The 23,020-nt window shown below is 63.1% G+C and carries 20 protein-coding genes and 1 tRNA gene; 7 read left to right on the top strand and 14 right to left on the bottom strand.

What is annotated here, in order from left to right; all coding sequences use genetic code 11:
- Positions 1–11: 11 nt before the first annotated feature.
- The 4 genes from nadS to cynR form a co-directional block, all read right to left on the bottom strand.
- The gene (gene nadS, locus ACODS5_RS05955; RefSeq protein WP_134691446.1) at positions 12–299 is read right to left on the bottom strand and encodes a NadS family protein; all 288 of its coding nucleotides are present in this window, start codon (positions 297–299) and stop codon (positions 12–14) included.
- A complete protein-coding gene (locus ACODS5_RS05950; RefSeq protein ID WP_134691445.1) occupies positions 296–616 on the bottom strand; it encodes a type II toxin-antitoxin system RelE/ParE family toxin in 321 nt (106 codons plus the stop codon). The genes nadS and ACODS5_RS05950 overlap by 4 nt, the downstream gene beginning before the upstream one ends.
- A gap of 130 nt (positions 617–746) precedes the next feature.
- Positions 747–2,447, bottom strand: a complete 1,701-nt coding sequence (locus tag ACODS5_RS05945; RefSeq protein ID WP_489108194.1) for a SulP family inorganic anion transporter — start codon at positions 2,445–2,447, stop codon at positions 747–749.
- Positions 2,448–2,631: 184 nt separating this feature from the next.
- Complete coding sequence (gene cynR, locus ACODS5_RS05940; protein WP_489108193.1) at positions 2,632–3,516, bottom strand: transcriptional regulator CynR; 885 nt, start codon at positions 3,514–3,516, stop codon at positions 2,632–2,634.
- 112 nt (positions 3,517–3,628) lie between these two features.
- Between cynR and ACODS5_RS05935 the strand changes: the two genes are divergently transcribed.
- Both ACODS5_RS05935 and cynS read left to right on the top strand, forming a co-directional pair.
- A complete protein-coding gene (locus tag ACODS5_RS05935) occupies positions 3,629–4,288 on the top strand; it encodes a carbonic anhydrase (RefSeq protein WP_134691442.1) in 660 nt (219 codons plus the stop codon).
- A gap of 31 nt (positions 4,289–4,319) precedes the next feature.
- Entirely contained in the window at positions 4,320–4,790 is a 471-nt protein-coding gene (gene cynS / locus ACODS5_RS05930) for a cyanase (RefSeq protein WP_134691441.1), read from the top strand.
- Positions 4,791–4,897: 107 nt separating this feature from the next.
- Here cynS and ACODS5_RS05925 read toward each other — a convergent pair.
- The 4 genes from ACODS5_RS05925 to ACODS5_RS05910 all read right to left on the bottom strand — a co-directional run bounded on the left by ACODS5_RS05925 (position 4,898) and on the right by ACODS5_RS05910 (position 7,429).
- Positions 4,898–4,971: transfer RNA gene (locus ACODS5_RS05925), tRNA-Gly, on the bottom strand.
- A gap of 116 nt (positions 4,972–5,087) precedes the next feature.
- Positions 5,088–5,972 (bottom strand): alpha/beta fold hydrolase, encoded by an 885-nt coding sequence (locus ACODS5_RS05920; protein ID WP_134691440.1) that lies wholly within the window; start codon positions 5,970–5,972, stop codon positions 5,088–5,090.
- A gap of 525 nt (positions 5,973–6,497) precedes the next feature.
- Positions 6,498–7,190: a 16S rRNA pseudouridine(516) synthase gene (locus tag ACODS5_RS05915; RefSeq protein ID WP_489108192.1), complete on the bottom strand. Its 693-nt coding sequence runs from the start codon at positions 7,188–7,190 to the stop codon at positions 6,498–6,500.
- A 17-nt stretch (positions 7,191–7,207) separates the two neighbouring features.
- Positions 7,208–7,429 (bottom strand): cysteine-rich CWC family protein, encoded by a 222-nt coding sequence (locus ACODS5_RS05910; protein WP_134691438.1) that lies wholly within the window; start codon positions 7,427–7,429, stop codon positions 7,208–7,210.
- A 200-nt stretch (positions 7,430–7,629) separates the two neighbouring features.
- Between ACODS5_RS05910 and ACODS5_RS05905 the strand changes: the two genes are divergently transcribed.
- Complete coding sequence (locus ACODS5_RS05905) at positions 7,630–8,025, top strand: hypothetical protein (protein ID WP_134691437.1); 396 nt, start codon at positions 7,630–7,632, stop codon at positions 8,023–8,025.
- 154 nt (positions 8,026–8,179) lie between these two features.
- Here ACODS5_RS05905 and ACODS5_RS05900 read toward each other — a convergent pair whose 3' ends face one another.
- Positions 8,180–9,286, bottom strand: coding sequence for an enoyl-CoA hydratase/isomerase family protein (locus tag ACODS5_RS05900; RefSeq protein ID WP_489108191.1), 1,107 nt, complete (start codon positions 9,284–9,286; stop codon positions 8,180–8,182).
- A gap of 128 nt (positions 9,287–9,414) precedes the next feature.
- Between ACODS5_RS05900 and ung the strand changes: the two genes are divergently transcribed.
- From ung to ACODS5_RS05880, 4 genes are all read left to right on the top strand, one after another.
- Positions 9,415–10,107 (top strand): uracil-DNA glycosylase, encoded by a 693-nt coding sequence (ung, locus tag ACODS5_RS05895; protein ID WP_489108190.1) that lies wholly within the window; start codon positions 9,415–9,417, stop codon positions 10,105–10,107.
- 117 nt (positions 10,108–10,224) lie between these two features.
- Positions 10,225–12,213, top strand: a complete 1,989-nt coding sequence (locus ACODS5_RS05890; protein ID WP_489108189.1) for a hypothetical protein — start codon at positions 10,225–10,227, stop codon at positions 12,211–12,213.
- A gap of 69 nt (positions 12,214–12,282) precedes the next feature.
- Positions 12,283–14,517 carry a hypothetical protein gene (locus tag ACODS5_RS05885; RefSeq protein WP_489108188.1) on the top strand — a complete coding sequence of 745 codons (2,235 nt, stop codon included), beginning with the start codon at positions 12,283–12,285 and terminating at the stop codon, positions 14,515–14,517.
- A 239-nt stretch (positions 14,518–14,756) separates the two neighbouring features.
- Entirely contained in the window at positions 14,757–17,288 is a 2,532-nt protein-coding gene (locus ACODS5_RS05880; protein WP_489108187.1) for an autotransporter outer membrane beta-barrel domain-containing protein, read from the top strand.
- A gap of 69 nt (positions 17,289–17,357) precedes the next feature.
- Here ACODS5_RS05880 and ACODS5_RS05875 read toward each other — a convergent pair whose 3' ends face one another.
- From ACODS5_RS05875 to ACODS5_RS05855, 5 genes are all read right to left on the bottom strand, one after another.
- A complete protein-coding gene (locus tag ACODS5_RS05875; RefSeq protein ID WP_489108186.1) occupies positions 17,358–18,389 on the bottom strand; it encodes an AbrB family transcriptional regulator in 1,032 nt (343 codons plus the stop codon).
- Positions 18,382–19,896 carry a tripartite tricarboxylate transporter permease gene (locus ACODS5_RS05870; protein ID WP_134691430.1) on the bottom strand — a complete coding sequence of 505 codons (1,515 nt, stop codon included), beginning with the start codon at positions 19,894–19,896 and terminating at the stop codon, positions 18,382–18,384. The genes ACODS5_RS05875 and ACODS5_RS05870 overlap by 8 nt, the downstream gene beginning before the upstream one ends.
- Positions 19,897–19,899: 3 nt before the next feature.
- Entirely contained in the window at positions 19,900–20,358 is a 459-nt protein-coding gene (locus tag ACODS5_RS05865) for a tripartite tricarboxylate transporter TctB family protein (protein ID WP_489108185.1), read from the bottom strand.
- 168 nt (positions 20,359–20,526) lie between these two features.
- Positions 20,527–21,507: a Bug family tripartite tricarboxylate transporter substrate binding protein gene (locus tag ACODS5_RS05860; RefSeq protein ID WP_134691427.1), complete on the bottom strand. Its 981-nt coding sequence runs from the start codon at positions 21,505–21,507 to the stop codon at positions 20,527–20,529.
- A gap of 45 nt (positions 21,508–21,552) precedes the next feature.
- The gene (locus ACODS5_RS05855) at positions 21,553–22,842 is read right to left on the bottom strand and encodes an OprD family porin (RefSeq protein WP_489108184.1); all 1,290 of its coding nucleotides are present in this window, start codon (positions 22,840–22,842) and stop codon (positions 21,553–21,555) included.
- Between the last annotated feature and the right edge of the window lie 178 nt (positions 22,843–23,020).

The following is a 23,020-nucleotide window of genomic DNA, read 5'->3' as shown; positions in this document are numbered from 1 at the left end:
TGACGCGTGGATCAGTGGGCGAGTGCTTTCAGGACGTGTTCGGGGTCGTTGTGGATAGCCCGCAGCAACGCCTTGGCCGGCCCGGTAGGCTCCCGGCGCCCCTGTTCCCAATTACGTAGGGTCGCTACCTGCACATCGATCATTTCGGCAAAGCGCGTCTGGGACAACCCGGTCGCCTTGCGGATATTTTTGACCTGCAGGGCGTCGATCTCGAACTGGCGGTCGGGTTGGCGCCGGCCATGGACGATGGCGTCCATCTGCTCCACGCTTTGCATCAGTTCGTCGAAGAAGCGATTCATGGTTGGCTCCAGTGTTCGATGACGGCTTTCAGTGCTTTGCGTTGCTCGGCATTGAGGTCGGGTAGTTCGTTCTTGGGGTAGATGTAGAGCATTGCAATTTGCGATGCGGATACGAAGTGGTAATAGATCACCCTGGCTCCACCCCGTTTGCCGTGCCCCTTTGCGGCGACGCGGATCTTGCGCAGGCCACCCGTGCCTTCGATCGTATCGCCTGCATCGGGGCATATCAGCAGACGGACCTGCAGCAACCGGTAGCTCTCATCGTCGAGCAGTTCCTGGACGCGCTTGGTGAAGATGGCCGTTTCGGTGAAGAGCATAGCACTGTATACGCCATTGGCGTAGCATTTCGTCGGGGCGACGCTACGGAGGAAAATGAGCCCCCAGGGTACCTACAGGGCTTCTGCCGGTGGTGTCATTCGCCTCAACAGACGGCGTAGTCCCTTTCCTTTACTGCTCTTTCAGCGCCTGGCGGCTCCTGTTGCGCCATACCCGATACGCCCGAATCCCCGCGCGTACCGAGCCGAACAGCAGCTTGTCCTCCAGTTCCCGGGCCATGCCCGAGCGCACCAGCATGCGCAGGAAGGTGCCACGGGCGCGGGCGATGGCGAAGTGGATGCCCTGGGCGGCCAGGGTGTCGCGTACCTCGCGCAGGGCGGCGATGCCACTGACATCTATGCTGGTCACCGCCTCGGCGTCGAACAGCACCACCTGGGTCTGCTCGCTGCCCTGCACGGCGTCGAGCAGGCGCATCTTGAAGTAGTCGGCGTTGAAGAACAGGATCGCGTCGTCGAAGCGGTATACCAGCAGCCCCGGCACGGTGCGCGCCTCCTTGTGCTGGCGCACGTCGACCTGGCCCTCGACGCCCGGCATCCAGCCGAGCACCGCGTCGGTGGGCTGGTAGATGCTGTACAGCAGGCGCAGGATGGCCAGGGTCACGGCGAACACGATGCCCGGCAGCACGCCCAGGCCGAGCACGCCGACGGTGGTCAGCAGGCACAGCCAGAACTCGAAGCGGCTGAGGGTGCGGATGCTCCTGAGCGACTTGACGTCGATCAGCCCCCAGCCGGCCATCAGCAGCACGGCACCCAGCGCGGCCTGGGGGATCCAGGCCATGGGCGCGGTGAAGAACAGCAGGATCAAGGCGATCACCAGCGCGGCGATGATGCCTACCAGCTGGCTTTTGCCACCGACCATGTCGTTGACCGCGGTGCGTGAGTCGGCGCCGCTGATGGCAAAGCCCTGGGAGATGCCGGCGGCCAGGTTGCTCACGCCCAGGGCGACGAACTCATGGTTGGCGTTGATCGCGTAGCCATGGCGGGCGGCGAAACTGCGGGCGGTGAGCATGGCGCTGCAGAAACTGATGGTGGCAATACCCAGGGCGTCGCGCAGCAGGCTCTTGGTTTCCGCCAGGTTGCTCTGCGGCCAGGCCAGCTCGGGGATGCCGGCCGGCACCGGGCCAAGGATCGCCACCCCGAAGCGATCCAGGCCGAACAGCCCGGCCAGGGCGGTGAAGACCACCACGGTCACCAGTGCCGCCGGCAAGCGCGGGTAGCGCCGCGGCAGCCAGATCAGCAAGCCCAGCCCAGCCAGGCCGATGGCCAGGCTCAGCCAGTGGATCTCGCCCAGGCGCTGGAAGAAGTTGATCAGGCTGAGGATGAAACCATCGCCTTCGATCTTGAACCCCACCACCTTCGACAACTGCCCGGCGATCAGGCTCAGGCCGATGCCGTTGAGGTAGCCGATGAGGATCGGTCGCGAGAAGAAACTGGCGATGAAACCGGCCCGTGCCACCCCAGCGCCGATCAGCATCGCGCCCACCAGCACGGTGACGATCACCGACAGTTCGGCGATGCGCTGCGGGTCGCCCATGGCCAGCGGCGCCACGGCGCCGCCGATCATGGCGCAGGTGGCGGCATCGGGGCCGACCATCAGTTGGCGCGAGCTGCCGATCAGGGCGTAGACCATCATCGGCAGCACGCAGGCGTACAGGCCGTATTGGGGAGGCAGGCCAACGATTTGCGCATAGGCGATGGCAATCGGGATCTGGATCGCGGCCACTGACAGCCCGGCTTGCAGGTCGGCGTGGAACCACTCGCGGCGGTAGTGCAGCAGGTTGGCCAGGCCCGGTAGCCAGCGGTAAAGAAACATGTGCCGTCCTTTGGAAATGTCTCTGCGAGCTTAGGTGTATGCGCCGAGAGTCGCTGCGCGTGCAAGTCGATTCTGCTGCAGGCCATGCGAGATGGCTATGGGCCAGGTCAATGAACGGTCGTGGGAGCGGGCTTGACCCGCGAGGGGGGCGCCGGCATCGCAAGGCAAGCCCGCCCAGTGTTTGCTAAGGCGCCGGTCTTGCCAGCTCGTTCGCTACCTCGATGAACGCACGCGCGGCGGCGCTCTGGTAGCTACCTCGGCGTTGCAGCAGCGCGGCGGTGCGCTCAAGAGGCCAGGGCTCCAGGGCCAGGGCGCTGAGGCCATCAGCTTCGCTGGCGATGGCGGCCGGCAGCAAGGTCGACAGCGATGTGCGACGCACCACCTCGAGCACGGCACTGATGGCGTTGGCTTCCATCAGGATGCGCGGCTGGATGGCATGTTGGCGGCAGTAACGGTCGATCTGCTCGCGGGTGGCGAACTCGCTGGCAAGCAGGATCAGCGATTCCCTCCCCAGTGCCTGCGCATCGATCGTGGCCTGCCGGGCCAGCGGATGGCCGTCACCGACCACCAAGGCCAGGGTTTCCACCAGCAACGGACGCGCCTCGATATCTTGGGCATTGGCCTGCTCGAAGGCGATACCGACATCCAGTTCATCGGCCAGCAGCAGCGCTTCCATCTGCTCCTGGGACAGTTCGCGCACGCTCAGACGAATATTCGGGTAACGGCGGTGGAAGGCTTCGACCAGCGGCCCGACCAGGTAGGCGGTGAAGGTCGGCGTTACCGCCAGGCGCAACAGGCCTTCGCTCAGGTCGGCCACATCGTGCAGGGCGCGCTGCCCCTGTTGCAGCGCCTGCAGCGCGGCGCGGGCGTGGCGCAGGTAGACCTCGCCGGCATCGGTCAGGCGGGTGCTGCGTCCGGAGCGGTCGAACAGCTGCGCGCCGAGGCTGTCCTCCAGTTGCCGAACCTGCTGCGACAACGCCGGTTGCGAGACATGCAGCGCGGCAGCGGCGCGGGTGAAGCTGTGGTGTTCAGCGACGGCCAGGAAGTAATGGACATGACGGGCGAGCATGGTTTACCTGCATAAGATAATCCGATGTTCATCATAATAAATGAGACTTTTACCTTATGCGAACCGCTGTCTAACCTCTGCTCCATCGCCACGCGAGCTAGAGGTTTGCACCATGCAGGACATCATCGACGGCTTCCTGAAGTTCCAGCGCGACGCGTTCCCCGAACGCGCCGGGCTGTTCCGCGACCTGGCCTGCGGGCAACAGCCGCGGGCCCTGTTCATCTCTTGCTCGGACAGCCGGCTGGTGCCGGAGCTGGTCACCCAGCGCGAACCGGGCGAGCTGTTCGTCATCCGCAACGCCGGCAACATCGTGCCCTCGTACGGGCCGGAGCCGGGCGGCGTGTCGGCCTCGGTGGAATACGCAGTTGCCGCGCTGCAGGTCAGCGACATCGTCATTTGCGGCCATTCGGACTGTGGCGCCATGAGCGCCATCGCCAACTGCGCTTGCCTCGAGCACATGCCCGCAGTGGCCGGCTGGCTGCGCTACGCCGAGTCGGCCCGGGTGGTCAACGATGCCCGGCGCCATGCCAGCGCGGCGGCCAAGGTCGAGTCGATGGTGCGCGAGAACGTGATCGCCCAATTGGCCAACCTGCAAACCCATCCCTCGGTACGCCTGGCCCTGGAGCAGGGGCGGCTGGCGCTGCATGGCTGGGTCTACGACATCGCCAGCGGCCGCATCGACACTTTCGATGGCGCCAGCGGGCACTTCCTGTCCCTGGCGCATCACCCCGAGGTGCGCGCCCTGGCCCCGCAACTGCCGCGTGCGGTTTGAAACCGATTCATCCCACCCTAGGAGCAATGCCATGATCCAGTCCCAAGTCAGCCAGAACGCCCGTCTCGCCCTGACCGACGTCATCCTCCTGGCCAAGGCCCGCAAGGACCTGTCGTTCGCCCAGATCAGCGAGGGTACCGGCCTGTCCGAGGCCTTCGTCACCGCCGCGCTGTTGGGCCAGCACGCCTTGCCGCGCGAAGCGGCCCAGGCGGTCGCCGACAAGCTTGGCCTCGATGTCGACGCGGTGACCTTACTGCAGGCCATCCCGCTGCGCGGCAGCATCGACAACCGCGTGCCCACCGATCCGACCATCTACCGTTTCTACGAGATGCTGCAGGTGTACGGCACCACCCTGAAGGTGCTGGTGCATGAGAAGTTCGGCGACGGCATCATCAGCGCCATCAACTTCAAGCTGGACGTGAAGAAGGTCGAGGACCCTGAAGGCGGTTCGCGGGCGGTGATCACCCTGGATGGCAAGTACCTGCCGACCAAGCCGTTCTGATCGCACAATGCACAAGGCCCGGCTGGCGTTTCGCCAGTCGGGCCTTGTGCGTGGATTCGGGGTGTTGCCAGAAGCGCGATGGATACAGCGGGTATCCAGTGCGAAAGTGGAGCGGGTAGAGGGAATCGAACCCTCAACTAAAGCTTGGGAAGCTTTCGTTTTGCCACTAAACTATACCCGCTTCGGCGCTCGACTTTTTACCATAACCCCCCTCCAATTAGAAGCCCAAGGTTATAAAAAAGCCTGTCGGCGGCCGATAGCCTGCGGGTAGGGAAGGGCTACAGGTCGCCGATGCGCTCAGATCGCCAATGCATGCTGCCCCGGTACCGCTGTGTAGCGTTGGCGGGGTTCGCGCACGACCGGCTTGAGGAAGCCGAGCATGGCGCTGCGGGTATCCTCGCAGGCGGCCTTGTGCTCCATGTCGAGGAAGTGCCCGGCATCGCGGATCACGCTGAATTGGCTGCGCCTGACATGCTGGCTGAACTGGCGGGCATCTTCGACTGTGGTGTATTCGTCACGGTCGCCGTTGATGAACAGCACCGGGATGTCGATGTTGCGCGCCGCCTTCAATGCCCGCGCCAGGTCGTGGTCGAGCACCTGGTTGATGTGGAAGTGCATCTGCGCGTACTCATGGCTGTCGAGGCTGCTGACATGCCGGTAGTTGAAGCGCTTGAACAGCGATGGCAGGTGCTTGCCTATAGTGTCGTTGACCAGGTTGCCGACCTGGTAGCGGTCGCAGGCGGCCAGGTACTGGCAGCCACGTTCCAGGTAGTCGCGCATCGGTTCGTTGATCACCGGCGAGAACGAGCTGACGATGGCCTTCTGCACCAGGCGCGGCTGGTGCGCCAGCGCCAGCAGGGTGCAGGCACCGCCCCAGGAGAACGACATCATGTGGTCGGCACGGAAATGCTCGATCAGCTCGAGCAGGATGTGCGCCTCGGTCTCCTTGCTGAGCAGCCGCTCGTGGCGGTTGTGTGGCTTGGACTTGCCGGCGTACGGCTGGTCGTACAGCACCACGTTGAACTGCGGGTGCAGGTTGCGCACGGTCTGTGCGAACGACGCCGTGGTGGCCAGCGAGCCATTGATCAGGATGATGGTCTTCTCGGCGCCTTGGGCGCGATGCAACTCCGTGTAAACCCGGTACTGCCCTTGGATATCAAGTACAGCGATTTCTGGCCTCATGTCATCGACTCCTGGCGCAAAAAGGGTATTCGCGTCACCTAGGGTGCACGTTCTTTATGACAGGTAGGCATTTGCCTGGAAGAGAAACCGGTGGGCCCTGGTGTCGATCCTTGACGCATTTGTCGACGGTAATTGTTGTGGCGGGCGATTGCCGTGCCCCAGGGCATCGAGACCTTGGGTGGCCGGCAAGGGCGTCTTGGTCTGCGTTAGTGACTGAATGGTCACATGCAGACCGACGAGTTAGCAGTCAAGCAGCGGCGACGGGATCGCGCAAGTGCCGTTCAGAGGATCTTTTGCCAGGGAGCGCCTGAGCGGGCTTGCCCACCCAGGAGCCGGCGTGCCTGCGAACACCGGCACGCCGGTGCCATCCACCGCGGTGCCAGGTTAGCCAGCAAGGCTGGCTCCTACGGGTGTTGGGGGCGCAATCGACGTAGGAGCCGGCTTGCCGGCGAACACCGGCATAGCCGGTGCCATTCACCTTGGTGTCTGGTTCGCCAGCAAGCTGGCTCCTACAGGGGATGTGGATCAAACAGCGGCGATTTCCGCTGAACTCAAAGCCCTGAACTCACCAGGGGCCAAGGTCGGGTCCAACTCGATCGGCCCCATGCGCTCGCGGTGCAAGCCCACCACCTTGTTCTGGAAATACCCGAACATCCGCTTTACCTGGTGATAACGCCCTTCGACGATCGCCAGCCTGGCCTCGCGCGGGGCGAGGATGTCCAGTTGGGCGGGCAAGGTGGTGAGGTCCTCGAAGGCGAAGTAGAACCCTTCGCGGAACTTGTCGATGTAATGCGCGCCGATCTCGTCCTCGGTGTGCACGCGATAGACCTTTGGCAACTTCGTGCGCGGCTGGGTCAGGCGTCGTGACCACTGGCCGTCGTTGGTCAGGATCATCAGCCCGGTGGTGTTGTAGTCCAGGCGCCCGGCGATGTGCAGGTCCGCGCGCAGCTCTTCCGGCAGCAGGTCGAGCACCGTGCGGTGTTGCGGATCATGGGTGGCGCTGACACAACCGGCGGGCTTGTGCAGCATCAGGTAGTGCGTCGGACGGCCTGCCTGGTGCACCTGTTCGTCCACCTCGACGCGGCTGAACTCGCGCACCGGGTGCAGTGGGTCGGTCACTATCTCACCGTCCACGCGCGCACGGCGCTGGATCAGCAGCAGGCGTACTTGCTGGCGGTTGTAGCAGGGCAGGTTGCCGAGGAATCGGTCGAGGCGCATGGTGGCGGGTCTTGGCTCTAGCGGATCGGCGGTGGCGACAGCGCCTTGAGTTGCGCGTCTACCTGGGCGCAGCGCGGGCACAGGCAGGCTTGGTCGCGCAGTTCGGCAGGCAGGGCCTGGATGATCGCCGGCTCGATGCGCACGCTGAAGCACCAGCAGCCCTGAGTGGCGCTGCGAGGGTCGGCCAGGCCGCACTGGTTGAGGGCGCCGCAGGCGGGGCAATGGCGAGGGTCGGGCATGGTCGGTTCCGGGTGTCAGGCTGGCCAGTATATCGGAGCGAGGTGCAGGGGCGCGCCTGGGTAGGACGAGCTGTTTCAAATTGTTGCAGAAAACGCACCGAACCCCGGTGGCGTTGTCTGATCCTGTGTCGATGAACGCATTGCCGTCGACGCCCGCCAGTGCCGCTGTGCTGGGCATCCTCGCGGTCCAGGAGGCCGCCATGTACCAACGAATCCTGCTCATTGTCCTGTTGGGGCTGCTGACATCCGCTTGCGCCCCTTATTACCAGAGCGGTGGCTATTACCGCAGCGATTACTACACCAGCGACCGCTACGTGTACCCCGGCTACTATCGTCAGGACCGTTACTACGTGGCGCCGCAGCCGCGTTATTACTACCAGCCCGCACCGCGTTACTACCGACCGTATCCGGCGCCCGGCATGCAGCCGCGCTGGCACGGCAACCCACGGTACGACTACGGCAATCGCCAGCGCTACGACTACGGGGGGGATCGCAACCGCAACGATTACCGCCAGGACCGTCGTGATGGTCGCGGGGACCGTTGGCATTCGAACCGACAGGGTAACCCGCGAGGCAACCACAACTGGCAGCGTTGAGGTTAGCTGGCGAAGCCGGTGCCGCGCAGGCTGCCACCGGCCATGCCGGTGTTCGCCGGCAAGCCGGCTCCTACGGTGTGTGTGACCGGCCTGGCCCGTAGGAGCCAGCTTGCTGGCGAAGCCGGTGCCTACGGGCCAAGCGGCTTGCTTGAACTCAGCCCAGCTCAGCCAGCGGATGCCGGCCTTCCCACTCATTGGCAAAATGCGCCTGCACCACCGCCGCTGGCACTTGTGCCACGTCTGGCCAATGCCAGTGCGGGGTGTCGTCCTTGTCCAGCAAGCGCGCCCGCACGCCCTCGCTGAACTCCGGATAACGGCAGCAGTTCAGGCTCATGCCGTATTCCATTTGCAACACCTGCGCCAGCGACAGCTGCCGAGCCCGGCGAATCTGCTCCCACACCAGGTGCACGGTTAGCGGGCAACCGTCGTGCAGGCGCTGGCCCGCCGCCGCCAACAGCGGGTCGGGGTGCCTGGCCAACCCTGCCAAGGCACGCCAGGCTGCCACCGGGTCGGCTACGTCGAGAACCTCATCGATCACTGCCCGGCGCGCCAGCCACTGGCCTTCGGGCAGCTGGGCCCAGGCGCGGTGCTGCTCGGCCTTGAGCAGGCTGTTGAGCTGCAGGGCGGTTTGCTCCTGCCAGTTCAACTGCAGCAGCTCTTCGATCAAGGCGTCTTGCTGATGTTCGCCAAGAAAACGGTCGGCCAGCCCCAGGTCCAGGGCATCACGGGCATTGATCGGCGCGCCGGTCAGGCCCAGGAACAGGCCAAGCTTGCCGGGCAGGCGGGCGAGGAACCAGCTGGCACCGACATCCGGGTACAGGCCGATGCTTATCTCGGGCATGGCCAGGCGGCTGCTGGGGGTGACGATACGCACCGAAGCGCCTTGCAACAGCCCCATGCCGCCGCCCAGCACATGGCCATGGCCCCAGCACAGCAGCGGCTTGGGATAGGTGTGCAGGCGATGGTCCAGGCGGTACTCGCTGGCGAAAAACGTGGCCGCCAGCGGCGGCACGCTGCCGGGGTGTTCACGGCAGGCCTGCACCAGCGCCCGCACATCGCCCCCGGCGCAAAAGGCCTTGGGCCCGTTGCCGCGCAGCAGCACGCAGACGATGCCGGGGTCGTCGGCCCAGGCATGTAATTGCTCGTCGAGCATCTCGATCATCGGCAGGGTCAGGGCGTTGAGCGTCTTGGGTGCATCCAGGGTGGCGATGCCAAGACGGGCGCCGTCGGCTCCCGTGAGTACCTCGCAGTGAATGGACATGGGCTACCTCGCGCAGGTCATCCCACCAGTATGGCCGGCTGGCACGAAGCTGCCGGTCGCCGGTCGGATCGATTGACAAGCCGGCGCGGCTTTCCTAGTGTCGCGCCACTTTGCTATTGGATACCCCCATGACCGACGACGATCGCATCAAGCTCGAACCCAGCTGGAAAGCCGCGTTGCGCGCCGAGTTCGACCAGCCCTACATGCACCAGCTGCGTGAGTTCCTGCGGGCCGAGTACGCCGCCGGCAAGGAGATCTACCCGCCTGGGCCGCTGATCTTCAATGCCCTGAACTCCACGCCACTGGAGCAGGTCAAGGTGGTGATCCTCGGCCAGGACCCGTACCACGGCCCAGGCCAGGCCCACGGCCTGTGCTTCTCGGTGCAGCCCGGCGTGCCCGCGCCGCCGTCGCTGGTGAACATCTACAAGGAGTTGCAGCGCGACCTGAACCTGCCCATCCCCAACCACGGCTACCTGCAGAGCTGGGCCGAGCAGGGCGTGCTGCTGCTCAATACCACCATGACCGTGCAGCGCGCCAACGCCGCCTCCCACGCGAAGAAAGGCTGGGAGTTCTTCACCGACCGGATCATCCAGGTGGTCAGCGAACAGTGCCCGAACGTGGTGTTCCTGCTGTGGGGCGCCCATGCCCAGAGCAAGCAGAAGCTGATCGACGGCACCCGCCACCTGGTGCTCAAGTCGGTGCACCCGTCGCCGCTATCGGCGTATCGCGGGTTCTTTGGGTGTGGGCATTTCAGCCGGGCCAATGGCTTCCTGCAGCAGCATGGGATGGCGCCGATCGATTGGGCGCTGCCACCGTTGTAGTGCCGCCGCACCTAGTATTTTTGCCAGTTTCGCGGAATTTCCGTCAGCGCTAGATTCAGCCCCATCGAAGCCGTACAGCCCTTGCAGTGCGAGGGCTTTAAATTGCCGGGGTTGAAAATGTCGAGGCTGGTGAAGGCTAAAAGCAAGGGCTCCATCCTCTCTCCAGAACCCGGCGAAGTCTTTCTCGATGCCCCTGTGCCAGTGGGGGTGCTGCCGTTGCTCGATGACGAGGAGGGTGCCTTCACACTGCCCCTTGAAAGGCAGATCATTGCGTTGCCTTTTCGGGTAAAGGCCTGGGCTGACTACGAAAGCGACTACAGGCAGTTGATCGCGGACGGTTACGAGAGTCCCCAGCTGGGATTTCAGCCGTTCTGGAACGACAGAACGGTAGGCGAAGTTGTTTATTGGGAGATGCAACCCAGTGTTGAAGAGGATGCAAACGGTGAACGGTACTTTCCGGTCGATCTGAGTGTGCCCGCAGCAAAACTAGTTCCCAATGTGGGCACGTTCAAGTTCGAAGTCTGGGTCGAGTATATCAACAACCGAGAACCTTCTCCTGAGACCAGGGTCCGGATAGACCAGGCGGCACCTAATATTGGTCGCCCTTGCCCGTTGCGGGAAGACAATGTAACGGTCATCGATCAAGCCTATCTGGATCAGAACGGAAACAAGGCAATCTTCAAGGTTGACCGCTGGGCCGATATTCGTCTTGAAGACAAAGTGCAACTTTTCATGCTCGATTCGAGTACGTCGGGCACGACGAACCTGCCTTTTAATCCCTTGTTCGAAGTTACCGTAAATGCGGATAACAAACAGCAAACCCCGTTTCTTGTCGAAGTGCCCGCCGCGCAATTGACCAATGGCAAGTTTCGTGTGGTTTGCAGGTTGTTGGATCGCTCTGGAAACGTGGGGATGCAATCATCTGCACTCAATGTGGAAGTGCTGTTGCCTGTACCCGTCGAGCTTCCGCGTGCCCAAGTGCCACTGGCCACCGATGGGCTGGTGAACCTACAGGACGCCCGTACGCCTGTGCGGGTCGAGATCCCCAGGATCGAAGAGGCGCAGCCTGGCGATGTGCTGCAGGTGTTCTGGAACAACCGACCATTGCAGGCTGTCACGGTGGGTGCCGTTCAGCAATGGCCTGTGCGTGTGGAGGTACCTTGGGCGGATATCACAGCCCAGGGGTTTGTCGGGCCTGTGCTGGCGAACGTGTACTACACCAGCAACCGCCATGGTGGCTCGCAGGAAACGACGGGTATCCAGGTCATGGTCGACCTGCGTGTCGCAGGCCCCGACCCGGAAGGCCCCGGGCCAGAAAACCCGCTGCTGGCGCCCGTCGTGGTCAAGGGCCGTACGGGAGACAATCACCTGGGTACTCCGGATATCGATCAGGACGTGAGGGTGGAAGTGCTGCTCTACGCACAGCCTGAGCTGGGACAACAGTTGGAATTGCATTGGAATGGCTCGCCGCTTCCCGTTTCGACCTATGTGGTACAGGCGGGCGACCAGGAAAACCAGACGATCACTTTTCCGCCCATTCCCTATAGCCAGGTCAAGCACAGCAGTGGTCGGGTTCCAGTGCACTACTGGGCCAGCAACGGCGTCAACCGACAGCGTTCGCCGGTCACCACGGTCACGGTGGCGTGGGTAGCGACGTATCCAGAGCCGGCGTATGTCGAGCCCTATGTCAACTTCTGGGGCAACCTCAGTTGCGACTCTTTGTATAACGCCCTCGCTGAGCCGATCCCCCCGGACGCTGACATTCCGTTCGATGTGCCCGCGAGTGCTGGGCTGCAAGTAGGGGAGCAAGTTCGCTTACGTTGGCAGCTGTATCGAAAAGAACGTACGAAGTTTATTGCGGTGGGTGAAGAGAAGTCTTCCGAGCTTGTGCCGGTGACTCGCGCGAACCAGAACCTGCGCTTGTTCTTGGGGCCGGTGAAGCAGGCACTTCACGATCAGTTTGGAAGTTTCAGGAAAGAAGGCCAGCTGAGGGTTTGGTACGACGTTGAGAAGAACGATGGCAGCGTGGGCTTTTCACGCCCGCTCGAAGTGCGCGTCGACTTTATCTTCTCCAGCACAATGGGGTGCAGCTTCAGGACGCTTTAATCGGTCTTGTAGGTATTCCGCTGCAGTGAAGCCGTTTGTAGTTGATTTTTCAATTCCCAGGAGAATGCTATGACAAGCTTTGAAAAAAACAGCACGGTGGTGGGAGAAACTTCCGCGCCGGGTGCTACTACACCGGATCCAGCAAAGACCAAAGAGGAGTACCTGGAACTCTCCAAGAAGATTGACAAGGCACTGGCTGATTATGTCCGCTCGAAAAGCAATGGGCTAATGTCTGTAGGTGTTCAAGCAAGTAATCCGTTCATCATTGATGCCGACAAAGTCCTGCCTGACGACGGTGACGGGCGGGGTATCACAATCAAGCGTGAAGCCTTTGAGGTTACGGACGAACGCAATAACTACGTAACCTTGACGATTCCGGCTTGGCCGTCCACGGTACCTGACGACCCTGGTGATTACGCTGGTTCATTCGACCTGATTTACCTGTGGCGAATGAATTATCAATTTGATCAGTTCGGCACGCCGATTGCGGTTCCTACAAAGGTTAAGATGGAGGCGCTGGCAAGGGTGCCTTTCGACCCTGCGGGAGGTGGAGGAGGCCCTGTCAATGTGGCAATCGACCCCGCTTTCTGGAATCAGCTTCCAGAGGGTTTCGTTGATATCTTCTATACGCTGGGCAACGATCAAATTGGTAACGAAGTACCGTCCGACCCTCAACGCGTCTACGTCGACCAATTCCCACCCTCCCGAGGCACTCAGCCCCGTGCCCTGGAGCGGCCGGCCAATCTTCCGGCAGGCGCGCTGATCGACCGGGATTACCTGCGAAACAACCCCACCATTTCCTTCCCCTTGCGGGATTACTCGGGTAAATGGCCTGGTGACCAGATTGTGATCAACGTCAATGGTGTTGAGCTGGCACCTCTCGAGATCTATCCGGTCGGCGACGAGCTGGTGCAGACGATCGACCTGAGCAACACCGTCGTCGAAGGTTGGGGAGCGGGCACCAAGCAGGTCAAGTACAAGCTGCGCGATCGTACGGGGTGGGAGTCGGCGGAGTCTGGCAGCCTCGTGGTGGAGATTCAGCTGGAGGATGTGCCCACGACCTTGCCAGCTCCGATCCTGCAGGCCGCACGCGTCAATCGCGAGGTGGCGAGGGCAGGGCTGACCATTCAGATTCCGGATATCGTCTCTGCGCAGCCCAATGATAGTCTCGTCGTGATCCTGCAAACGTCTTCTGGCCCGCAAAGGCTGTCTCCCATCACCTATGGCACGGCGCCTCGGACGGTGGTCGCGACGTGGGAAAACCTGGCCCAGCCAGATGGGCAGGCCAACTATGAGTTGTCGGTAACCTATGAATGGTCCCGGGGTGAAGTGACCCCGCGACTATCGGCTCCTGCCGTCGTGGCGGTGGACCTGCGGACCATGGGGCCGATTCCGGATCCGGACGATGGCAGCCCGAACCCTCGGCTGGGCCAGCTTGTGGTGCGGGGTGGGGGTGCCAATCCGGTGGACAACAGGATTCGACCAGAAGATTTCAATCTGCCGGCCACCATCGTCTTTACCACGTACCCTAGCGCGCAAGCCGGTAGCAGGGTTCGGATCTACTACCGATCCGCAGAGAACGTCGAGGAGATCATTGCGGTGCCTGCGATCGAGCTGCCGGACCCTCCCGTCGAAGGTTCGACCATCAATGTCGAGTTGCCATGGGCAACGATCGCGCGCCACGGGAATGGATTGAAGGATGCCTACTTCGAGGTCTATCCGCCCGCTGGCACCGAGTTCGAAGACAACGCCATGCTTTCCCCGGTGACGCCAGTCACCGTCGCTGCAGTCGTCACGCTGACGTCCTTCGTGCGTTATTTGAACGTCGACAGGACGGACACAGTCAATCCAGGCACCGGCCATGGTGAATATGAAAATCGGCCAGCAGGTTCGGCCGTCAGAGACACCAACATCCTCAACTGCAACTCTCAACCCTGGAACGGCATTCAGCTGCAGATCAACGAGCCGACGCTGAACATTGGCGCAACTGTCACCGTCCAGTTGCAGTATTCCGCCAGCCCTAGGGGCACCGCTCCGTACCAGGCGGCTACCGAAGTCAGCGGTCGTGTCACAAGCTCAGGCACGATCACGCTGGTGGTGCCTTTCAGTGACATCAATTTCCCCGTACAAGACCCTCCTGAGCCTCGTGGACCTGTGAGAGGTTCGTTCCTCAGTAGCTTCACGGTCCTGCGTGAGGACGGTGTGGTCGACATGTCGAACGCGGTCATGGTGCGTTACGCGGTCGATGGCAGCAATAACGGTTACTGCGCTTTGTGGGGAGCCGGTCGCCCTCGGGGGGTATGAGGCAAGGCAACCAGGGCGGACGCTGACCGCCCTGGCTGTTGAAAAGTCTGCATCTCATTGTTGAATTCCCCTACACATGAAGATTTTTATTCCAACTAGCCTTCTCGACCCTGCAGTGAGGCTGGCGGGCAGTACCCAGCTTTCTGCGCACCCATTGCGATTAAGCCGAGAGGTCCAGAATGCCGAACGTTAGTACCTGTAATCGTCTTACCTTTTCTCTTACGGGCGTCATCGCCCTGTTGACACTCGCGGCCTACTCCGGCCACGCCACCGCCCGCAATCTGGTGGGTGAAACGTTGACCATCGACGCCACTACTCCCATCACTTTCTACAATGCCAGCGCCAACTCCACCTTGAATGTCAACGGTGCGCAGACCCAGGCCCTGCAGATGAACCAGTCGACGCTGAACATGACCAGCGGCGTGGTTTCAGTGACCTCCGGCAATGCCATCGGTTTGCTCGACGGCACTGCCACCATTGCCAACGCGAACATCGTCAACACCGGCAACGGCATGGGCCTGTTACTGGCGCGCAGCTTCGGCCAATCGACCGCCAGCGTGAGTGACAGCCAGATCAGCGCAGGCATTGGTGCCCAGGTCACGGCTGGCAGTCAACTTTTGTTGCGCAACACCCAGGTGACCGGTAGGGTCGGCCCAGGCCTGCGGCTGTTTGGTGGCACGGCGCGGGTCGAGGGTGGTAGCCGTATCACCGGGCAGACCGCTGGCGTGCAGATGCTGGTCGAAAGCACGACCAACAATGCGCCCCAGTTGACCTTGGACAACAGCCACGTGTCCGGAGTCGCCGGCCCGGCTGTCGTGATTGGCCAAGGGACCGTCGCGACGCTGGACGTGCTCAATGGCTCCAGCCTGACGGGCGGCAACGGCACTGCCTTGCAGGTACGCCAGCAGGGCATGGCAAATGTGCGCGTCGATGCCTCCACCTTCACAGGTGGGATCGACAACGCTGGCACTTCGACCATCAACTTCAGCGGCTCTACCCTGAACGGTGATGCTGTTACCAGCGCCACCGGCAAACTCGACCTGGCGTTCCAGGACTCGACGATGAACGGCAGCATCAAGTCTGCGGGCATCACCCAGGCAAACCTGGTGCGTTCCTCGTTGAATGGCGATATCGAAAGCTCAGGCACATCGACAGTGACCTTCGCTGGCTCGTCCTTGAACGGCAATGCCACGACTGCGCAGAACGGCACGCTCGACCTTACGCTCACCGATTCGGCCATGACGGGTAATATCCAGTCCGCCGGTACCACCCACGCGAACTTCACCCGTTCCTCGCTGACCGGCAACGTCGATGTCGGTTCTACCGGCGCCTTCGATCTGTTGCTGGAGCAAGGGCAGATGACAGGCGACTTGACTGTGACGCAGGGGGGAAGTGCCACCCTCGATCTGCAGAACGGCGCGCAGTTGCTGGGCGCCTTGCACAATGTGAACAGTGCCACGCTCGGTGGCGGTAGCCACTGGACGCTGAATGACGACAGCACTGTCGGTGATCTGGTCATGCAGGGTGGGCAGGTCACCTTTGGCGACCCAGGCCGCTTCCACAACCTGGCGGTGACCAATCTCTCTGGCAATGGCACCTTCGTCATGGACAGCGATTTCGTCACCGGCAGCGGCGACCAGTTGATCGTCACCGGTACATCCGAGGGCAATCACGGGCTGCTGGTGGGCAGCAGCGGCCAGGAAGCGAGTGTCGAATCGCTGCGCCTGGTCCAGACCGCCGACGGTGGTGCGCAATTCCATCTGCTCAACGACCGTGAACGGGTTGACGTGGGCGCCTACTCCTACGAGCTTGCACAGGACGGCAACGACTGGGTGCTGAACCGCGAGACCCGCACCGTCGCGCCGATCACCATGGCCGCCATGGCGCTGTTCAACACGCCGATCACCGTGGCTTACGGCGAACTCAGTTCGCTGCGCAGCCGCATGGGTGAACTGCGCTACAGCGAAGGGCGCAACGCGGGTGTATGGATGCGTACTTACGGCAACCAGTACAACGTCAGCGGCGCCTCCCAGGGCGCGGGTTACCAGCAGAACCAGCGCGGCATGAGCCTGGGCGCCGACATGCAACTGGCCGACAGCGACTGGCTGCTAGGCGTGCTGGCCGGTAGCAGCCGTTCGGACCTGAACCTCGACTACGGCACTTCCGGTACCGTCGACAGCTACTACGTGGGCGGCTACGCCACTTGGTTGGATCGCCAGACGGGCTTCTACGTCGACACCGTGCTCAAGTACAACCGCTACCAGAACAACGCCAAGGTCGGTATGAGCGACCACACCCGCAGCAAGGGTGACTACGACACCCACGGCGTGAGCGCGTCGGTGGAGGCGGGCAAGCACATCAAGCTCAACGACGGTTACTTCATCGAGCCCTTCGTCCAGGTGGCCACTGCTGCCGTCGCTGGTAAGGACTACACCTTCGACAACGGCCTGCGTGCTGAAGGCGACATGGCCAAGTCGTTACTGGGCAAGGTGGGTACCACCGTCGGCAAGACCATCCCGCTCGATGGCGGAGCCATGGTGCAGCCCTACGTGAAAGGTGCGTTCGCCCATGAATTTGCCCAGCGCAACCAGGTACAGGTCAACAACAACGTGTTCAACAATGACCTGTCTGGTTCGCGTGCCGAGCTGGGGGCTGGGGTGTCGCTGGCGCTGTCCAAGCAGTTCCGTGTGCATGCCGATGTGGAGTACAGCAACGGTAAGAACATCGAGCAGCCTTATGGTGTGAACGTGGGCGTGCGTTACGACTTCTGACCGATGTGTGGAAAAGGAAGCCTGCCGGGCTTCCTTTTTCGTTTTTTGTTGGCAGTCGTTTCGGATGGCTCATCCTTCACCCGCATTCCAACGCCGAAACAACGGCTCCGCCAAAAACAGCACGAACAACAACCGCATCACCTGCAACGCCGTCACCAACGGCACCGACAGTTGCAGCGTCTCCGCCGTCAGGCTCATCTCCGCGATGCCACCCGGCATCATCCCCAAGGTCAGCGAACGCAGGTCCAGGTGCGTGAGCAGGCTCAACGCCCATGCCGCGCCTGCGGCGATCAGCATGCACAACCCCGTGGCCAGCAAGGTGCGCCCGAGGAACGACGGCGCGCGGCGGAAGAACGCCCGGTTGAAGTGACAGGCCAGGCCGCTGCCGATCAGCCACTGGCCGATCTGGCTGGCGCCGTTGGGTAGGCCGATCTGCATATTGCCCGCGAGGCTCACCGTGGCAGCCACCAGCAACGGCCCGAACAGCCAGGGGTTGGGCTGGTGCAAGCGTTGCCAGATCAGTGCCACGGCAACGCCCAACGGTGCGATCAGGGCCAGCCAGCCCCAGCTGACACTGCCGGCGTGATTCAGCGGTACGCCATCGCCCAGCAACACTTTGAACAGCGCCGGCACGCACAACACCACCGCCAGCACCCGCAGGCTCTGCGCCGCGGCCACCTGGCTGAGCACCGCGCCATTGCGCGCCCCAAGGTTGACCATCTCGCCCGAGCCACCTGGCATGCTGGCGAAGAACGCCGTGGCCCGGTCCTCGCCGCTGCGTCGCAACAACCACACGCTGATCACGCTGGAAAGCGTGGTGAACAGCGCACCAAAGAAAATCAGCACGAAGTGGTCGGCGACCTGTTCGATCACTGCCGGGGTGAAGTGCAGGCCAATACCGATGCCGATGACGCATTGCCCGCACTTGCGACCATTGGGAATTTCCGGCAACAGCCAGGGTGTCAGGCAGCGCACCAGGATGATCGCCAGCAGCGCACCGACCATCCACGGCAAGGGCCAGCCGACCTTGCTGGCGATAAAACCGCCAGCAAGGCCGACCAGCCCGGTGGCCCAGTACAGCGGCAACGCGCGGTCAGGCATCGGCCATGGCCCGGCGTTGCTGGGCCCGTTTGCGCCAGATGCGCAGCAGCGGCAGGCTCAGCATGCACACCACCAGCACCCACACGCCCATGCTGATCGGGCTCGACCAGAGGATGCCCAGCTCGCCATTGGAGATCGACAGCGCGCGGCGCAGGTTCTGCTCCATCAGCCCACCGAGGATGAACCCCAGCAGGATCGGCGACAGTGGGAAGTCCAGCTTGCGCAGGATGTAGCCCATGATGCCGATACCGACCATCAGGAACAGGTCGAAGGTGGTGGCATGCACGGCGTACACGCCGATCGCGGTGATGATCGCGATTACCGGCACCAGCGCCCAGTTCGGCACTGCGAGGATGCGGGTGAAGATGCGGATCATCGGGATGTTCAGGATCACCAGCATGATGTTGGCGATGAACAGCGAGGCGATCAGGCCCCAGACGATATCCGGTTGCTGTTCGAACAGCAGCGGGCCAGGGGTGATGTTGTACAGGGTCAGCGCGCCGATCATCACCGCGGTGGTGCCCGAGCCGGGTACGCCTAAGGTCAGCATCGGCACCAGGGCGCCGCAGCAGGAGGCGCCGATGGCGGTTTCCGGCGCGGCCAGGCCGCGGGCGTCGCCCTTGCCGAAGTTACCCTTGTCGCCGGCCATGCGCTTTTCTGTCATGTAAGCCACGGCACTGGCCAGGGTCGCGCCGGCACCGGGTAGCACGCCCATGAAGAAGCCGAGCAGGCCGCAGCGGATATTGACGAAGAACACCGAGGCCGCTTCCTTGAAGTTGAACAGCATGCGCCCGGTGGCCTTGACCGCGATATGGCCGTGATGGGTCTTTTCCAGCAGTAACAGGATCTCGCTGATGGAGAACAGCCCCAGCACCAGCACCACGAACTGGATGCCGTCGGCCAGGTGCACGCTGTCGCCGGTGAAGCGGTACACGCCGCTGTTGGCGTCGATGCCCACCGCCGACAGGAACAGGCCGATCAGCGCGGCGATGAAGGTCTTCAGCGGCTTGTCGCCGGCCATGCCACCCAGGGCGACGATGGCGAACACCATCAGCACGAAGTACTCCGCCGGGCCGAAGGCGATCGCCCATTTCGCCAGCAGCGGGGCGAACAGCACCATGCCGCAGGTGGCGATCAGCGCGCCGATGAACGAGCTCCACGCCGACAGCGACAAGGCCACGCCGGCCAAGCCCTGGCGGGCCATGGGGTAGCCGTCGAGGGTGGTCATCACGGTAGAGGCTTCGCCGGGGATGTTCAGCAGGATCGAGCTGATGCGCCCGCCGTATTCGCAGCCCAGGTACACCGCGGCCAGCAGGATCAGCGCCGACTCCGGCGGCAGGCCCAGGGCAAAGGCGATGGGGATCAGCAGGGCCACGCCGTTGATCGGGCCCAGGCCCGGCAGCAGGCCGACCACGGTGCCGATCAGGGTGCCGGTCAGGGCGGTGACCAGGTTGTACGGGCTCAGGGCGACGCCGAAGCCCTGGCCCAGGTAGCTCAAGGTATCCATGTGTCAGTTCTCCAGTACGTCGAGCAGGCCGAGGGGCAGGGGCACGTCCATCACGCGGTCGAACAGCCAGTAGAGGAACAGGCTCATGCCGACCACCACCAGGGCGCTGTGCAGCCAGCGGCCGCCGTACAGGCGGGCCATGGGCACGCCGACGAGGATGGCGCTGAGGATGAAGCCCAGGGCTTCGAAGGTGCTGGCGAAGACGATCAGCAGGCCAACGCAGGCGCTGATCTTGATCAGCGTATCGCGGTCCAGCTCGGGTTCGTCGTCCTTGCGCACTATGGGCGTAGGGCGAATGGCCAGGTACAGCAGGCCCAGGCTCATCAGGCCAAGCATCAGCAGCGGGTAGGCGCGTGGGCCTACCGGTTCGTAGGAGAAGGCGGCCTGGTAGGGCCAGGCCATCACGGCCAGCACGGCGCACAGCGCCAGCAGGGCCAGGGCGAAAATGCGTTGCAGGATCATGGGGAAATCCTCATGGTTCGGCTTGACACGCGTCCCTGTAGGAGCGGCCTTGTGTCGCGAAAGGGCTGCGCAGCGGCCCCAGAATGTCAGCTTCGCAGCACGTTTTGCCGGGGCTGCTTTGCAGCCCTTTCGCGACACAAGGCCGCTCCTACAGGGATCGTGGGAGGTTTACTGGATCAGCCCGAATTCGCGGGCCAGCGCCTTGTAGTCCGCCACCTGCTTCTTCACATAGCTGTCCAGCTCCTCGCCGGTCATGGCGAACGGGAACAGTTCGCGCTGGTCACGCAGCTTGGCGAAGTCTTCCGAGGCCAGCAGCTTGTCGAACGAGGCCTTCCACCAGGCATAGTCCTCGTCGCTGACCTTCGGCCCCAGGTAGAAGCCGCGCACCACCGGCCAGACGATGTCGTAGCCCTGTTCCTTGGCGGTGGGGATGTCTTTCATCTCCGGCTCGTCCAGGCGGTTCTCGGAGAACACCGCGAGGATGCGCATGTTGCCGCTCTGGATATGCGGCATGGAGTCGGAAATATCGGTGGACCCCACCTGGATGTGCCCGCCGAGCAGCGCGGTGGCGATCTCGCCGCCGCCTTCCAGGGCCACGTAGCGCAGGTCGCGCGGGTTGATGCCGGCGGCCTTGGCGATCAGCGCGGTCTGCATCCAGTCCTGGCTGCCGACGGTGCCACCGGAGCCGATCACCACCTTGCTCGGGTCCTTCTTCAGGGCCGCGACCAGGTCATCGAGGGTCTTGTAGGGCGAATCGCTTTTCACCGCGATGGCGCCATAGCTGGTGCCGACCGCCGCCAGCCACTTCACCGCGTTCTCGTCGAAGCGGCCGAACTTGCCCTGGGCCAGGTTCAGCAGCGAACCGCTGGACCAGGCCACCAGGGTGCCGGCATCGCCTGGCCGCTGGGCGACCACGGCGTTGTAGGCCACCGCGCCGACGCCACCGGGCATGTAGGTGACCCGCATCGGCTTGCTGAGGATCTTCTCGTTGACCAGGGCGCTTTGCACCAGTTTGCAGGTCAGGTCGAAACCGCCGCCGGGCGAGGCCGGGGCGATGCATTCGGGGCGTTTCGGTTCGGCGGCCAGGGCGTTGCCAGCCAACAGCAGGCAACCGGTGGCGAGGACGAGGCGGCGCAGTGAAAAGGTCATCGTCTAACTCCGTGAGCGTTGTTGTTATGGATTACCGCTAATGGCTTACCACAGGGCCACGCTGTAGCTCACCAGCAGCCGCACCTCGTCCGCGTCGCGGGCGAAGTTGGAGCGGAAGGTGGCGTTGCGCAGGCGCACGGCGACGTTTTTCAACGGGCCGCTTTGTACCACGTACTTAAGTTCGGTGTTGCGTTCCCACTCCTTGCCCTCGCCGCCGGCGGCGCGGCTGACGTTGTCGCCGCTGATGTAGCGGGTCATGAAGGTCAGGCCGGGGATGCCGAGGGCGGCGAAGTTGTAGTCGTAGCGCGCCTGCCAGGAGCGCTCGTCTCTGCCGGCGAAGTCATTGATCTGGACGAAGTTGACCAGGTAGGGGTCGGCGCCATCGACATAGGGGAAGGCGCTGTCGCCGGACAACTGCTGCCAGGCGCCGCTGACCTTGTGCCCGCCCAGGGTGTAGCTGAGCATGCCGTTGAAGGTGGTGTTGTCGATCTTGCCGGCCTTGGCCGCGCCGGCATCGTCGCTGATCGCCAGGCGCAGGTCGGCGCCCAGGGTGCCCGGGCCCCACGGCTGGGTGGCGAGCATGCCGATGAAGTGCTGGCGATAGATGTCGTCGAGTTGGGCGAAGTGGTAGCTGCCGGTGATGCGGTCGGTGAACTGGTAGTCCAGGCCGCCGGTGTCGAAGTGGTCGGCGCTGAAGGTGCCGCCGAAGCGACTGTTCTTGTTGTTGAGGGCCAGGTCTTCCCAGTTGGTGTCGTTGCGGTCCTTGGCTTTTTCCAGGCGCGCGCCGGTGAAGGTCAGGCCTTTGATCTCTTTCGAGGTGACCAGGCCGCCTTCGAAGGTCTGCGGCAGGATGCGCCCGTCGTTGGGCTGCAACGTGGGCAGCTCGGGAATCAACGTGCCGACCTTCAGTTCGGTCTGCGAGACCTTGACCTTGCCGGTCAGGCCGAGCTTGGAGTATTCGTCGGCGGCCTTGCCGTTGTCGTGGGTCGGCAGCAGGCCGGTGTCGGTGCGGTCCTTGCTGGAGTCGAGCTTGACCCCGAGCATGCCCAGCGCGTCCAGGCCGAAGCCCACGGTGCCTTCGGTATAGCCGGACTCGAAGTTGAGCATGAAACCCTGGGCCCATTCGTCGCGCTTGGATTGCTGCGCGCTGGTGCCGTCGCGGAAGTCGCGGTTGAAGTACATGTTGCGGGTTTCGAAGGTGGCCGTGCTGTCTTCGAAGAAGGCGGCCTGGCTCATGGGCGCGACACCGGCAAGGGCGAAGGCGCTGGCGAGGGCGGAAGGTCGGGCGGCGAACGAACGGGTAGGCGCGAACGCCTGCGGCTGCATGGACAGCATCGTCGGTGACTCCATTTATTGTTCTTATGTGTTTGCACCTTGCTGGTGCTTTTTGCCGGCGCGCGGGGCGACCGTGGTGCGATGCTAGGTAACCAACCTTTCGCTAACCTTTCAGCGTGAAAGGTTTCTCGCGAGGGCTTCACAGGCCTCGCCACGGCGGTACACTCCGCGCAAAAGG

This window comes from Pseudomonas sp. FG47, assembly GCF_057809115.1.
The sequence above is the reverse complement of the archived record's forward strand: the minus strand, read 5'-3'. Positions and strand labels throughout refer to the sequence as shown.

Coding starts and splice junctions, on each gene's coding strand:
- nadS (WP_134691446.1), bottom strand. CDS start 299: ATGAATCGCTTCTTCGACGAACTGATGCAAAGCGTGGAGCAGATGGAC.
- ACODS5_RS05950 (WP_134691445.1), bottom strand. CDS start 616: ATGCTCTTCACCGAAACGGCCATCTTCACCAAGCGCGTCCAGGAACTG.
- ACODS5_RS05945 (WP_489108194.1), bottom strand. CDS start 2,447: ATGTTTCTTTACCGCTGGCTACCGGGCCTGGCCAACCTGCTGCACTAC.
- cynR (WP_489108193.1), bottom strand. CDS start 3,516: ATGCTCGCCCGTCATGTCCATTACTTCCTGGCCGTCGCTGAACACCAC.
- ACODS5_RS05935 (WP_134691442.1), top strand. CDS start 3,629: ATGCAGGACATCATCGACGGCTTCCTGAAGTTCCAGCGCGACGCGTTC.
- cynS (WP_134691441.1), top strand. CDS start 4,320: ATGATCCAGTCCCAAGTCAGCCAGAACGCCCGTCTCGCCCTGACCGAC.
- ACODS5_RS05920 (WP_134691440.1), bottom strand. CDS start 5,972: ATGAGGCCAGAAATCGCTGTACTTGATATCCAAGGGCAGTACCGGGTT.
- ACODS5_RS05915 (WP_489108192.1), bottom strand. CDS start 7,190: ATGCGCCTCGACCGATTCCTCGGCAACCTGCCCTGCTACAACCGCCAG.
- ACODS5_RS05910 (WP_134691438.1), bottom strand. CDS start 7,429: ATGCCCGACCCTCGCCATTGCCCCGCCTGCGGCGCCCTCAACCAGTGC.
- ACODS5_RS05905 (WP_134691437.1), top strand. CDS start 7,630: ATGTACCAACGAATCCTGCTCATTGTCCTGTTGGGGCTGCTGACATCC.
- ACODS5_RS05900 (WP_489108191.1), bottom strand. CDS start 9,286: ATGTCCATTCACTGCGAGGTACTCACGGGAGCCGACGGCGCCCGTCTT.
- ung (WP_489108190.1), top strand. CDS start 9,415: ATGACCGACGACGATCGCATCAAGCTCGAACCCAGCTGGAAAGCCGCG.
- ACODS5_RS05890 (WP_489108189.1), top strand. CDS start 10,225: ATGTCGAGGCTGGTGAAGGCTAAAAGCAAGGGCTCCATCCTCTCTCCA.
- ACODS5_RS05885 (WP_489108188.1), top strand. CDS start 12,283: ATGACAAGCTTTGAAAAAAACAGCACGGTGGTGGGAGAAACTTCCGCG.
- ACODS5_RS05875 (WP_489108186.1), bottom strand. CDS start 18,389: ATGCCTGACCGCGCGTTGCCGCTGTACTGGGCCACCGGGCTGGTCGGC.
- ACODS5_RS05870 (WP_134691430.1), bottom strand. CDS start 19,896: ATGGATACCTTGAGCTACCTGGGCCAGGGCTTCGGCGTCGCCCTGAGC.
- ACODS5_RS05865 (WP_489108185.1), bottom strand. CDS start 20,358: ATGATCCTGCAACGCATTTTCGCCCTGGCCCTGCTGGCGCTGTGCGCC.
- ACODS5_RS05860 (WP_134691427.1), bottom strand. CDS start 21,507: ATGACCTTTTCACTGCGCCGCCTCGTCCTCGCCACCGGTTGCCTGCTG.
- ACODS5_RS05855 (WP_489108184.1), bottom strand. CDS start 22,842: ATGCTGTCCATGCAGCCGCAGGCGTTCGCGCCTACCCGTTCGTTCGCC.